Source organism: Streptosporangium jomthongense (assembly GCF_042650425.1).
Lineage (GTDB): Bacteria > Actinomycetota > Actinomycetes > Streptosporangiales > Streptosporangiaceae > Streptosporangium.
Genome location: NZ_JBHSBC010000048.1, coordinates 76059 through 88682, shown reverse-complemented (window position 1 = coordinate 88682; position 12624 = coordinate 76059). Strand labels below are relative to the sequence as shown.

The following is a 12624-nucleotide window of genomic DNA, read 5'->3' as shown; positions in this document are numbered from 1 at the left end:
GCGGACCGGGGCCCGGACAGCCGTCTCACACCGGCGCGCCCACCTGACCACCGCCGGGCCTGGCCCGCCGGGCGCCGCCCGCCGTACCGAACCGGCGCATGACGGGTCCCTCGAACAGGCGGAACGTCAGCCACGACACCAGAAGCGTCACGGCGAACAGCAGCGCGCTGATGGCGAGGGCGACCGGGGTCGGCCACGCCTCACCCGCGCCGAGCAGGTCGTGACCGGTGATCAGGATCAGCCGGTGCCACATGTAGAAGGCGAAGGACACCTCGCCGAGCCACACCCACACCCGCCCGGAAAGACCGGTGCGCCTGCCGTCCCGGTCGGCGACGGCGCCGTTGGCGATGACCAGCCCGAGCGGGACGCACAACGCCGCGACGAAGGCGTAGGTCGGCGGGATCAGCGGGGTCAGCGCGTAGACGACCACGCTGAGCAGCACGGAACCGGTGTAGCCGAGGGGGATCCTCCTGCCGGTCAGCACCATCTGGGCGAGGAGGATGCCGAAGACGAAGTCCAGCATCCGCACCGGCGGGAAGTGGTAGATGAACCAGGTCTCCCACTCGGTCACCCCGAGGATCGGGTACGGCTGCTGCGCGGGCAGCAGGCCGGAGGCGAGCGGGACCAGGAAGATCACCGCCACCACGCCGACGGCCCACATCCACAGCCGTTCCGGCCTGATCCTGCGCACGAGGCCGAGCAGGAAGGGGAAGCACAGGTAGAAGAACGCCTCGCAGGAGAGCGACCACGCCACCGGGTTGACGCCGGTGATGGTCCGCGCCTGCGGGAAGAACGCCTGCAGCAGGAACAGGTTGCGTACGGTGTCCGCCAGGCCGACGGCGTTTCCCACCAGCAGGGTGATGACCAGGACCGCGGCGAGGAAGGTCAGCACGTGGTTCGGATAAATCTTGAAGAAACGCCGCCGCCAGAACCTCCGCGGCGTGTCGTCGGGGCGCGCCGACCAGGTCAGCACGAATCCACTGAGCACGAAGAAGAAACCGACACCCGCTCCTCCGCCGAGGGCGAGCATTTTGAAGAGCATCGGGTGAGAGGCGCCGGAGGCGAAAATCCCCTCGACCATCACGTGCAGGGCGAAGACCATGGTTGCGGCGACGAATCGCATTCCCGTGAGTGAGGGAAGACGAGACGGAAGTCCGGTTGGGCGGGGTTCTGGCAGGCTCGACGACTCGACCATGTGGCGCGACTCCAAACAGGCCTCCTCCCGTTCGGCGGGGGAGAGCCGGTGTGCGGTTGGTGCGAACTCTCCGTGCCGTTCCGACGGCCGGGCGGGGTTTTTCGAGTGCGAGGTCCGGTTACCGACGGCAGGGCTCTGAGCAGGGACTTCTCTCAGGTCTTCCAATCCGGTACGGCATGGTGACGCCTCCTCATGGCCTTCTCCGTGGCCCCTTCGCGGCCCTTTCGCGGCTCTTTCCGTGTGCGGGCGCTCGATGGCCCGGCACACCCGTCGCGGCACCCGTCCCCGATCCGGGCCGTCCGCGAGGAGCCGTCCTCACGGATATGTCGGAGCCGGGGTCGCGTTCTTGACGTCCGCCGTCGTTCTTTTCGGGCTTCACAGCATTTTCAAAGAAATCGGGCCGGAGAAGTTGTGGCACTGTCAAGGAACCGCGGTCGGTTCCGACCTTTGAGCGGGAGGAAATCTCCGCCGGGAGACCGGGGCCCGCCCCGGCCCGTCGACTTTCGGGAGAGTGACCGCCGATGACCGCCACGCAGGAAGTAACTCCAGGAAACCTCTCGTCGCTGACCGGCCTGCGCGCCGTCGGCATGCTGTTCGTCTTCGTCGCCCACGGCGCCGCGGCCTCGGTGTTCGCCGACAAGGGCGTCGCCGCCGGTTACAACACCCTCATCGACAACGGGGTCCTCGGCTTCCTCGCGGTCTCGTTCTTCTTCGTGCTCAGCGGGTTCGTGCTGACCTGGTCGGCCAGGCCGGGCGCGCGCCGCTTCTGGCGGCGGAGGCTGCTGCGCGTCTTCCCCAACCACCTGGTGGTGCTCGTCGTCTCGGCGCTCACCTTCGTCGCGGCGGGGGAGACGATCAGGCTCGTCCCGGCGGTCGCGAACGTGTTCCTGGTGCAGAACTGGTGGCCGGACGCGGACCTGATGTACTACCAGCTCAACGGCCCCACCTGGACGCTCTCCGTCGAGCTGCTGTGCTACGCGGCCTTCCCCCTGCTGTACGCGCTGGTCAACCGGATCAAGCCGGGCAGGCTGTGGTTCTGGTTGGCGGGCGTCGGGCTGCTGGCCCTGGCCATGCCGCTGCTGAGCGAACCGTTCCTGGCCGGGTACGGCCCGAGCAAGGTCTTCGGGGTCGGCTCGTGGCCCCAGCAGTGGTTCCTGTACTTCTTCCCGATCACCCGCTCGCTTGAGTTCGTGCTCGGCATGATCCTGTGCAGGATCATCCAGACGGGCCGCTGGGTCCGCGTCCCGGTCGTGGTCTCGGCGCTCTGCGTGCTGGCCGTCTACGTCGTGCTGTACTTCCTGCCGCAGAACTTCGTCTTCGCCGCGCTCTACCCCGTCCCGATGGCCCTGCTCATCGGCTCGGTGGCGACGTCGGACCTCGCGGGCCGTTCCAGGGTGATGAACAGCAGGCTGATGGTCAGGCTCGGCGACCTCTCCTTCGCGTTCTACATCGTGCACATCCCGGTGCTGTTCTCGGTGCACGCCGCGTTCGCCGGGGAGTGGGTCGGATACGCCAACCACTACACCCGGACCCAGTGGAACACCCCGACCGGGATCGCCTTCCTCGTCGGCGCCTACCTGCTGTGCGTGCTCGCGGCCTGGGTCCTGCGGACCGTGGTCGAGATCCCGGCGATGCGCCGCTGGGGCGGGAGCCGTACGCGGGGGACGTCCGGCCTGTCGCGGCCGAAGGCCCCGGGGCCGCAGCTCCAAGCGTGAACACCGTCGACCGTCACCCCTCCAGGAGAGAACCGATGACCGACGCGACCTATCCGACGCTGTCCTATCCGATGCGGCGCACCTGCCCGTTCGAACCGCCCCCCGGCTACGCCGAACTGCGCGAGCGCCCGACGATATCCAAGGTCAGGCTGCCGACCGGTGCCCTGGCCTGGGCGGTCACCCGCTACCGGGACGTCAGGGCGATGCTGGCCGACCCGAGGTTCAGCTCGGACATGCGCCACCCCGGCTTCCCCGTCCTGTACGAGCACCAGGTGCCCGCGCCGGAGTTCTCGACCTCGCTGATCGGCATGGACGCGCCGGAGCACACGATCGCCCGGCGGGCCGTGGCCGGGGAGTTCACCGTCCAGCGGCTGCGCCGGCTGCGGCCACGTGTCCAGGAGATCGTCGAGGAGCACGTCGAACGCATCCTGGAGGGGCCGCGCCCGGTCGACCTGGTGCGGGCCTTCGCCGACCCGGTCCCGCTCATGGTGATCTGCGAACTGATCGGCGTGCCGTACGCCGACCGTGACTTCTTCCTCAAGATCTCCTCGACCGTGATGAACGCGCCCTCGCCCGAGGAGGGCGGGCGTGCCATGGTCGAGTTGACGGACTATCTGGACGCGCTGGTCGGCGACAAGGAACGCGACCCGACCGACGACGTGATCGGCAGGCTGGCGGCCAGGCCGGGGGAGCCGGGCGTCCCCGGGCACAAGGACCTCGTCGGGATGGCCTTCATGCTGCTGATGGCCGGGCACGAGACCCCCGCGAACATCATCGCGCTCGGCACCCTGCTGCTGCTCGAACACCCCGACCAGCTCGCCGCGCTCCGCGCCGACCCGGCGAGGACCCCGGCGGCCGTCGAGGAACTGCTGCGGTACTTCACGATCGCCGAGATCGCCACCTCCCGGGTCGCGACCGAGGACGTCGAACTCGGCGGCGCCGTCATCAGGGCGGGGGAGGGCGCCCTGGCCCTCATCACCGGGGCCAACCGGGACCCCGACCAGTTCGCCAGGCCGGACGAGTTCGACATCGGCCGCGGCAACCACCACCACGTGGCGTTCGGCTTCGGCGGCCACCAGTGTCTCGGTCAGCACCTGGCGCGCCTGGAGCTGCAGATCGCCTTCGACACACTGTTCGCGCGGATCCCCGGCCTGCGGCTCGCCGAACCGGTCGAGGCGCTGCGCTTCAAGGACGAGGCCATCAACTACGGCGTCTTCGAGCTCCCGGTCACCTGGTGATCGCCGTCTGACCCCGGCCGCGCCGCCCGAGCAGGCGGCGCAGCGCGGTCGGGGTGTGACCAAGGTGCTCGCGGACGGTCCTGGTCAGGTGGGCCTGGTCGGCGAAGCCGAGGTCGGCGGCGAGGGCGGCGAGGCCATGCGCCGTGCCCTCGCCGCCCTCGTCGCTTTCGCGGTTTTCGCCGCCTTCGCCGTTTTCGATGCGCCGGATCACCCGGCCGACACGGACCCGGTTGCGGTATCGCGTCAGTGAGACGCCCATCTCCCGGGAGAAGACACGACTCAGCCGGTACGGCGAGGCGCCCAGGAGAGCCGCCAGCGGGCACAGCCCGGCCGCGTCGGGGTGGTCCGCGACGATCGCCTCGCGGGCCGCCGCGACGAGCGCCCGGTCGGCGGGGTTGGCCGGACGGCCCTGACGGTGGCCGGTGGCCGCGGCGACCAGCCCGAGCAGCTCCTCGGTGAGCGCGTAGTCGACGTCGCCGCCGCGCGCCGCGGCGAGCAGCCGCCGGTGGGCCAGGTCGACCCGGGCGTCCACGTAGACCGTCGTGCCGGTCCACGGCCCGTCCCACAGACGCGGGGAGACGGCCACGGAGGTGCACAGGTCACCGCCCGCCGGATGGGCGAACCGCTCCTCCTCACCCGGCGCCGCGAGGTAGGCCATCGTCGGGTCCAGGTCGGCCTCGACGCCGTCGGCCCACCGCCTGAACCTGCCGCGCCGTACCAGGACCAGCCGGTGTGCCCCGCCGGGATCGGGCTCCGACCACCGGGTGTGGTGGGCGCGGCAGGTCACCGTGGACACGGCGAAGTGGGGGCGGACGGCGAGGGGCACGGCGGACAGCACGGGGGGACGTTACCCGGCGGGTGCGACAGAAACGGCCCGCAAGAATCTTCAAGACCATAACCGGCGTAGGCGGGAAGCTGGTTACGTAAACGACGACCACAGGAGCCACGATGACCGCTCTCGCGGGACCGACCGCCATCATCATCGACTGCGCCGACCCCCGGGCGCTCGCCGAGTTCTACGGCAAGGCCACCAGCTGGAGGATCACCTACAGCGACGACGAGACCGCCTACCTCGGGGACGGCCCGATCCAGCTCGCCTTCCAGCGGATCGAGGACTACCGGGGCCCGGGGTGGCCCGACGCGGCCAAGCACGCCCACCTGGACTTCAGGGTCGCCGACGTGGAGGCCGCGACGAAGGAACTGCTCGCGCTCGGCGCGACGAGGCCCGGTTTCCAGCCGGGTGGGGACGGCTGGACGGTCCTGGCCGATCCCGAGGGGCACCCCTTCTGCATCAGCGCGGGCTGAGGCTCCCTCAGCCCGGGGCGGGGACGTGCGAGGCGTAGAGCGCGCGGAGCAGGTGGTTGAGCCGCTCGCGCTCGCGCCGGTCCAGCGCGTGCAGGAAACGGTCCTGCTCGGCCGCCGCCGTGACGGCGAGGGCGCCGAGCAGGGCGTTCCCGCCCTCGGTGAGGGCGACCGTACGGCGGCGCCGGTCGGTCTCGTGCGTCCTGCGCTCGACGAGCCCCCTGGCGGCCAGGGAGTCGAGGACCGGCACGATGTTGCGGGCGTCCACGGCGACCAGCTCGGCCAGGCGCCGCTGGCCGACGGGCCCCTGCGCGCCGAGCGTCGCGAGGACGACGTACTGGGCCTGGGTGAGGTCGTGGCCCGTCAGGAAGGCGGCCCACGACCGCGCCGCCAGCGACCCCAGCCGCGCCAGCAGGAAACCCGTGCCCCGCTCGAAGTCACTCACGCGGTCCAGCCTAGCCGATAGACATGTTTCATGTCGTTTGGTAGACATGAAACATGTCTGTTGAGGAGCGGCACACCCACGTGCCGATCGCCGGATCCCCGCTGCACGTCGTCGAGACGGGCGACCCCCTGGGCAGGCCGGTGCTGTTCCTGCACGGCTGGCCGGAGTCATGGCGAACCTGGCGGGGCGTGATGGAGGCGGCGGGGACGGACGCCAGGCTCCTGGCCGTCGACCTGCCGGGGATCGGCGACTCCACGGGGCCTGCCCCCGGCGGGTCCAAACTCCGCCTGGCGGGGATGGTGCACGAACTCGTCCTGAGCCTCGGCCTCACCGACCTCACGCTGGTCGGTCACGACGCCGGCGGCATGATCGCCTACGCCTACCTGCGACGGTACGGCGCCGCCCGGGTGGTGATCATGAACACGGTGATCCCCGGTGTGGCCCCCTGGAAGGACGTCCTGGCGAACCCGTACATCTGGCACTTCGGCTTCCACGCCGTGCCCGCCCTGCCGGAGACCCTGGTCAGGGGACGCCAGGCCGCCTACTTCGACTACTTCTACGACGTGCTTTCCGTCGACCCGGCGAGGATCACCCCGGAGTCACGCCGCGCCCACGCCGCCGCCTACGCGCGTGACACGGCGCTCACCGCGGGGTTCGACCTCTACCGCGCCCTCCCCCAGGACGCGCTGGACAACGCGGCCCTCGCCGAGGCGGGGCCGGCCGGCACACCCCTCCTCTACCTGCGGGGCGACGGCGAGGGCGGCGACATCACCGCCTACGCCCAGGGCTTCAGGGAGGCGGGCGTCCCGCGGCCGGTCACCGCGCTGATCCCGGGCGTCGGCCACTTCGCCCAGGAGGAGGCACCCGCCCAGGTCTGGAAGCTCGTCCACGACTTCACCAGGTGACGGGCAGCTCGCGCACGCCGTAGATCACCGAGTCGACACGCAGACCGAGCTCCTCGACCGGACGGGCCAGAGCGAGGCCGGGGAAGCGGGCGAACAGCCTGGAGATCGCGACCTCAAGCTCGACCCTGGCCAGGTTCTGGCCGAGACACTGGTGCGGGCCGAACCCGAACGCGACATGGAACCTCGGATCACGCCGCAGGTCCAGCCGGTCGGGCTCGGGGAAGGCGCGCTCGTCCCTGTTGGCCGACAGCAGGGAGAGCACCACCCCCTCACCGGCCTGTACGGTCACCCCGCCCACCTCCAGCGGCGCCGTCGCCATCCGCGCCATGGGCCCCTGCGTGATCGTCAGGAACCTCAGCAGCTCAGCCACCGCGGGACGGACGAGGGCCGGGTCGGCGCGCAGCTCGGCGAGCTGCCCGGGGTGGTCGAGCAGGGTCAGGACGCTCAGCGCCAGCGCGTTCGCCGTGGTCTCGTGCCCGGCGATCAGGAGCACCCGCGCCATGCCGAGCGCCTCGTCATGGGTGAGCTCGCCGGCGTTCACCCGCGCCGCGATCCTGCTGAGCAGGTCGTCCTTCGGCTCACGCTCCCTGTCGGTCAGGAGCCGGTCGAGATAGACGGCGATCTCGGCGAAGGCGGGCCCCGCGACCTCGGGCGGGTTGGAGGACAGGATGGCCGCGCTACGGGTCTGGAAGAAGGCGTGGTCCTCGTACGGCACGCCGAGGAGCCCGCAGATCACCAGCGTCGGCACCGGCAGGGCGAAGCGCCGGACCAGGTCGGCCGGGCCGCCGCCCTTCTCCAGGTCGTCGAGCAGGCCGTCGACCACGCCCTCGATCGTCGGCCGCATCGTCTCGACGCGCGGGACGCTGAACTCGGAGGTGAGCATCCGCCGCAGCCGTCCGTGCTCGGGGTCGTCCATCCGGGTGAACGACAACTCACCCGGCTTGGCGCCGGGCAGCAGCTGGGGGAAGCCGGCGAGCCTGTCGTCGGCGCTGATCCGGGGGTCGGCCAGCACGGCCCGGACGTCGGCGTGACGGCTCAGCACCCAGTGCTCCTCGCCATCGGCGAAGTGAAGGCGGCAGGGTGGCTCCCCGCGGAGCTCGGCGAGTTCCGCGGGGACGCCGTACGGGTCCGGTCGGTGGATGGGAAACGTACGTGCGGTGGGCCGGTCCATGGTGCCCCTTCCTCACAGGCGGGAGGCAGTGTCCCTCAGTCAACCGGCTCGAATCATATGCAGCCGGTAATGCCTGGAGAAGGGGCGAAAAAAACAGAGCATTTTCCGATAAATGGACTTGAAAGGGGCGGCTTTTCTGTTCTCTCTTCCTGACACCCGGGAGCAGGTTCGTACGGTTGGTGCGTCTACGGTACGGGCGCGGCATGGAGCGCCCGGATCGCTCGGTTCAGCCGGTCACACGGCCTTGAGGCAGTGCTCCTCGACGGTCTCCAGCTGCCTGGCGTAGATCTCGCGCAGCCCTTCCCAGCCGTGGTCACGCGCCTTCTTCCCACGGATTGGACCCACCGGGTATCCGTCGAGCAGGTGTTCGGCGACGTTGAAGCACAGGTGCCAGCCGGCCGCGACCTCCGGCATCCACCTGCGCTCCTTGAGCGTGTGCCGCAGCGTTAATCGTGTCCCGGAGCCGAGCGCGGCCAACTCCCAGCGCAGCCGGTCACCGCCCCAGGTGTATTCGAGCAGAGTCGGCGGTTCCGCGCGGCTCACGAACTCGGACATCCCCGCGGAGATCCCCGGCCCGTCGTCGAGCATCGTCAGCGTCGTCTCACCGACCGTCCCGAGGTCCCTGTCGGCGGTGTAGGGAGACCATTCACCCAGTTGGGCGGGGTCCGTGAGCGCTGCCCACACGCTCTCTGGTGAGTGCCGCAGGTCCCGGACGAAGACGAGAGTCCACCGTCCCCCGTCGGTCTGATAGCCGACCTCGGAGTTCGTCACTGCTCCTCCTGGTTGTCGAGATGGCGTTCAAGGGCGTCGAGATGCCGCTCCCACAGCCGGCGGTACGGCGCGAGCCACTCATCGAGCGCCTCGAACCGCCTGGGCTCGATCCGGTAGATGCGCTGCTGCGCAGCCGTACGACAGGAAATGAAACCGGCCTCCCTCAACACCTTCAGATGCTTGGACATGGTTGGCTGACTGACCGCGAGCACGTCAACAAGCTGCCCGACACTGCTCTCCGCCCTGAGCAGCCGATCGAGGATCCGTCTCCTCGTCGGCTCAGCAAGCACAGCGAACACATCCACAGGCACCCCCCAAATATGCCTCGCCGGGAATATACCTGACAAGCCCTACGGCGAGGCATGAGACGAACGATGGCCATCCGTTCGCGAAACAGCATCCAGCCACGAAGTAACGCCCTTCACGACGGGGTGCCTCTTGGGCTCTGCAGGCGTTTCCTGGTGCACGAGCCGCAGCAACCGGTTCGGAGGGGGTGAGAGGCCGAAGGCGATTGAGCCCGTCACCTTCCTGAGGGCGGCTGAGCCGATTACTGCGACCGAACGGTCGCCGCGACTCGCTGCGCCGCCTGGGTGGGGTCCTCGTGCTCCCACACCCGAACGACGTGCCAGCCTGCTTCGTGAAGAAGCCGATCCGTCTCAGCATCGCGTTCGCGTGTACGGAGCACCTTCTCCGCCCAGAAGCCGGCGTTGGTTACGGCGACCGTGTGATGAACGGGGCATCCGTGCCAGAAGCATCCGTCCATGAACACCGCCACCTTCGCGCGGGTGAAGACGAGGTCTGCGGTTCGCCGTACCGCTTTCAGCGGACGGTAGGAGACCCGGTACCGCAGTCCCAACGCGTGGACAGCACGACGGAGAGCGAGCTCCGGCTTGGTGTCACGACCCTTGTTGGACCGCATACTCGCTCGCACCGCGTCACTGGACGCCCATGACTGAGTGGATCTCACCACAGGGACAACCTTAGAGCCAACGGCCACGTCTGACCTGTGAGCGTGCCGCGTGCGAACAGTTGCTCGATTTTATGCCGTAGGAGGTGTTTACTGTCTCCCACGTGACCTCTGGATCACGGGTCGCTCGCCGGGACTCACGTCTCACGAGGAAGCCGGGAGAACAACCGCCCCTATAGTTACAGGGCTGTAGTTCTCGGGGAGGGTGTGTTGATGACCGGGACGATCCGCACGATGGATCTGTTCGCAGGCGCAGGTGGATTGGCCCAGGGGTTCAAACAGTCCGGCCTTGGCTACGAGACCGTGTTCGCGGTCGAGATCGACCCGGCCGCCGCACGCACCTTCAAGCAGAACTTCGGATGTCCCGTCTACGACGGACCCATCGAGAAGGTCCCCGATGCGGAGTACCCCCAGGTGGACGTGATCATCGGAGGGCCTCCGTGTCAGGGGTTCAGCCCTCTTGGGCGTGATCGTGACGACGCCAGTCGAGCTGAGATCAACGAGCTCTGGCAACAGTATCTGAAGGCCGTACGTCTGGTGCGGCCAAAGGTCTTCGTGATCGAAAACGTGCCGGAGTTCCAGAAGTCGGTCCAGTTCGCGCGCCTCCTTCAGCTGATGGAGACGGATGAGGACCTCAAGGCCTACAAGTTCGGTTACGGGGTCCTGAACGCCGCGGACTACGGCGTCCCGCAGAACAGAAGACGAGGGATCTTCGTCGCGGTCCGAGAAGTCGATGCGGTCCCTTGGCCTCCGAAGCCGACTCACGGCCCGGATTCGCCGGAGGACACTCCGTACGTCACCCTGCATGACGCCATCGCAGACCTTCCTGCCTACCCCGAGCGCACCGAGATAACCGCCGAGGAAGACGGTCGTCAGGATCTGCACATTCGTCGTACGCCGACTCAGAAGTCACTGGATCGATATCGCGCGATCCCCCCGGGCGGAAATCGTTTCGACCTTCGGCGTAATCGTCCGGACCTGGAGCCTCGATGCTGGGCGGATAAGCCAACAGGAACGACGGACGTCATGGGACGACTCTGGTGGGACCGTCCCAGCGTGACAATTCGCACGGAGTTCTACAAGCCGGAGAAGGGGCGATACCTGCACCCTGTCCATGATCGCCCTATCACCCATCGCGAGGCCGCGAGAATTCAGAGCTTTCCGGACGACTTCGTGTTCGTGGGCTCCAAGATTGAGGTCGCCCGTCAGATCGGCAACGCGGTACCGCCTCTCCTCGGTGAGAGTCTCGCTCGGTTCGTATATGATCTCGCCTTCGCTTCTGGCCTCCGGTGATTAAGGGATGATTCAAGCGTTCTACTGTGCTCCGAAGTGCCCAGACGGACAGCCCGTCAATTACCCCTGATTATCTCTGGTTCAACTCGCGGAGCATTGTCAGGTAGTCTGCCGCGTCATCTCGACGGTGGTCCTTCACGTAGCCCTTGATTACTAGAAGCTTCAAGAAGAAGTCGGTGAGCCTGTCTGTGACGGCGAGGACTGCGACGACCACACAGATGAGGGGAAGCGCCCAGCCAGGAAGCGGGGGCGCGCCCGAGAACGTGGCGGCAAGAGAGTAACCGGCAGCCCCCAGGGGGACTGGTGCCACTCGCTTGGCGACTTCGGTGGTTTTTCGCCGCACGCCGGATCTCGGCTTTACGTCAGGCACGATTCTTTCACGGCCTTGCACCAAACCTTCCTCTAGGTGAAACGCTTTTCTTCTCTCGCACGGGTGTGAGGGTGAAATGGAATCACGGGTGGGTGCCTTCGGCTTGCGCCCGACCAGACACCATATACGCGAATACATATGTACACCCGTGCTCGTCGCTACCGGTACCAAACCGGGGCATCATGAGCGTTCCCCATGCACCCCCTGGGATGCAAGGGGTGATCACAAATACGACCTTGATATGCGATGTGGTGCATCTCGCCTTTCGGTGATCCATCTGTACCAATTGTGTAGTTTTGTATCGACTTGATGGTCTTGCGCCTATTTGACGCCCAGCTGTTGAACATCTAGGCTCGCCGTCATGCGGTCGCTATGGTGCCGCCTGACGACTCCCGGCCCGGTTGAGCTATCAAGCCTGAAGGCCGAGTCTCATAACTGAATCCGACAGGCCGGTGAGGCGAGCTTGGCTGCCTGATTCGCTCAAGGATTTTTCGCAGGGTTCAAGCGAACCCTGCATGCCGCCAACAGGTTTCCCCGGTAAAAAACGAGAATTTTATAGGTGGCTCGGTGACGTACCCTTCCCCCGGTGGTCCCAGCAGCGGATCCGGTCGGCATCATGCGGAGCTGGAACGCCTTGAGCAGTCGCTCAAGGATGCTCTCGCCATCGTGCAGTCCACTCCGCGTGAGAATCTGAAGCCTCAGGACTGGCTGGAGACCGCAGCTCAAGTCGGCACGCACCTAGCCGATTCGCGCGATGCACTGGCCGAGGTGCGTCAGGACATTCTTGGTGGTGCCCGTACGGCGCTTCTCCTCTACTTCCGCAGCCACCCGGGCGAGGCTCTCTCTCCGCACCAACTGGAGGGGGTTGCCGCCATCCGTGCATGGGCACGGCGCATTCGGGAACTGCGCGAGGTCGGCTGGGAGATCGACACCATCGGCTCGGGAGCCGGAGCCCCGTACCGCCTCACTGCGGCTCATCTCGACGAGGCCGTGGCCTCAAGCGAGGAGACCATCGAGTCGGTAGGCGGTTCAAGCCCTGCCGAGAGGTTGATCGAGTATCTCCTGCATATCAGTCCGTGGCCGGCCAGCTCGCAGAAGCTCGAACGGGTTGCCAGGACACATACGTGGCGGCAGGAGATCCGCGAGCTGGTCGATCAGGGATGGCTGATTCAGTCCCACGACGATGACCCTGAGATTCCACTCAATCACTATCGGCTTGCCAACCTCGAGGCGTAGTCGGGAGTCTTCCATC

The 12624-nt window shown here is 67.6% G+C and carries 14 protein-coding genes; 6 read left to right on the top strand and 8 right to left on the bottom strand.

Annotated elements, in window-relative coordinates:
* Window positions 1-25 precede the first annotated feature (25 nt).
* The gene (locus ACFOYY_RS36240; RefSeq protein WP_386195752.1) at window positions 26-1123 is read right to left on the bottom strand and encodes an acyltransferase family protein; all 1098 of its coding nucleotides are present in this window, start codon (window positions 1121-1123) and stop codon (window positions 26-28) included.
* Between the two features lie 593 nt (window positions 1124-1716).
* Here ACFOYY_RS36240 and ACFOYY_RS36235 point away from each other — a divergent pair.
* Together ACFOYY_RS36235 and ACFOYY_RS36230 are read left to right on the top strand one after the other, a co-directional pair.
* A complete protein-coding gene (locus ACFOYY_RS36235; protein ID WP_386195751.1) occupies window positions 1717-2910 on the top strand; it encodes an acyltransferase family protein in 1194 nt (397 codons plus the stop codon).
* Window positions 2911-2945: 35 nt separating this feature from the next.
* Entirely contained in the window at window positions 2946-4148 is a 1203-nt protein-coding gene (locus tag ACFOYY_RS36230) for a cytochrome P450 (RefSeq protein WP_362779369.1), read from the top strand.
* Here ACFOYY_RS36230 and ACFOYY_RS36225 read toward each other — a convergent pair.
* The gene (locus tag ACFOYY_RS36225; RefSeq protein ID WP_386195748.1) at window positions 4138-4986 is read right to left on the bottom strand and encodes an AraC family transcriptional regulator; all 849 of its coding nucleotides are present in this window, start codon (window positions 4984-4986) and stop codon (window positions 4138-4140) included. The genes ACFOYY_RS36230 and ACFOYY_RS36225 overlap by 11 nt on opposite strands.
* Before the next feature lie 110 nt (window positions 4987-5096).
* Between ACFOYY_RS36225 and ACFOYY_RS36220 the strand changes: the two genes are divergently transcribed.
* Window positions 5097-5453 carry a VOC family protein gene (locus ACFOYY_RS36220; protein WP_362779376.1) on the top strand — a complete coding sequence of 119 codons (357 nt, stop codon included), beginning with the start codon at window positions 5097-5099 and terminating at the stop codon, window positions 5451-5453.
* Between the two features lie 7 nt (window positions 5454-5460).
* On the opposite strand, the gene ACFOYY_RS36215 is transcribed toward ACFOYY_RS36220, so the two are convergent.
* On the bottom strand, window positions 5461-5895 hold the full coding sequence (locus ACFOYY_RS36215) for a MarR family winged helix-turn-helix transcriptional regulator (protein ID WP_386195747.1): 435 nt from the start codon (window positions 5893-5895) through the stop codon (window positions 5461-5463).
* 53 nt (window positions 5896-5948) lie between these two features.
* Here ACFOYY_RS36215 and ACFOYY_RS36210 point away from each other — a divergent pair, with 53 nt between their 5' ends.
* Window positions 5949-6800, top strand: coding sequence for an alpha/beta fold hydrolase (locus ACFOYY_RS36210; protein ID WP_386195746.1), 852 nt, complete (start codon window positions 5949-5951; stop codon window positions 6798-6800).
* Here the strand turns inward: ACFOYY_RS36210 and ACFOYY_RS36205 are convergent.
* From ACFOYY_RS36205 to ACFOYY_RS36190, 4 genes are all read right to left on the bottom strand, one after another.
* Entirely contained in the window at window positions 6790-7971 is a 1182-nt protein-coding gene (locus ACFOYY_RS36205) for a cytochrome P450 (protein WP_352014219.1), read from the bottom strand. The genes ACFOYY_RS36210 and ACFOYY_RS36205 overlap by 11 nt on opposite strands.
* Window positions 7972-8205: 234 nt before the next feature.
* Entirely contained in the window at window positions 8206-8742 is a 537-nt protein-coding gene (locus tag ACFOYY_RS36200; RefSeq protein ID WP_352014218.1) for an SRPBCC family protein, read from the bottom strand.
* Complete coding sequence (locus ACFOYY_RS36195; protein ID WP_352014217.1) at window positions 8739-9053, bottom strand: ArsR/SmtB family transcription factor; 315 nt, start codon at window positions 9051-9053, stop codon at window positions 8739-8741. Before ACFOYY_RS36195 ends, ACFOYY_RS36200 begins: the two co-directional genes overlap by 4 nt.
* A 236-nt stretch (window positions 9054-9289) precedes the next feature.
* Window positions 9290-9661 (bottom strand): very short patch repair endonuclease, encoded by a 372-nt coding sequence (locus ACFOYY_RS36190; RefSeq protein ID WP_386195743.1) that lies wholly within the window; start codon window positions 9659-9661, stop codon window positions 9290-9292.
* A gap of 261 nt (window positions 9662-9922) precedes the next feature.
* On the opposite strand from ACFOYY_RS36190, the gene ACFOYY_RS36185 reads away from it, so the two are divergent.
* Complete coding sequence (locus ACFOYY_RS36185; protein WP_386195741.1) at window positions 9923-11002, top strand: DNA cytosine methyltransferase; 1080 nt, start codon at window positions 9923-9925, stop codon at window positions 11000-11002.
* Between the two features lie 70 nt (window positions 11003-11072).
* Here ACFOYY_RS36185 and ACFOYY_RS36180 read toward each other — a convergent pair whose 3' ends face one another.
* Window positions 11073-11372, bottom strand: a complete 300-nt coding sequence (locus tag ACFOYY_RS36180) for a hypothetical protein (protein WP_386195739.1) — start codon at window positions 11370-11372, stop codon at window positions 11073-11075.
* Window positions 11373-11939: 567 nt separating this feature from the next.
* On the opposite strand from ACFOYY_RS36180, the gene ACFOYY_RS36175 reads away from it, so the two are divergent.
* Window positions 11940-12608 (top strand): hypothetical protein, encoded by a 669-nt coding sequence (locus tag ACFOYY_RS36175; RefSeq protein WP_386195737.1) that lies wholly within the window; start codon window positions 11940-11942, stop codon window positions 12606-12608.
* Window positions 12609-12624: the final 16 nt, after the last annotated feature.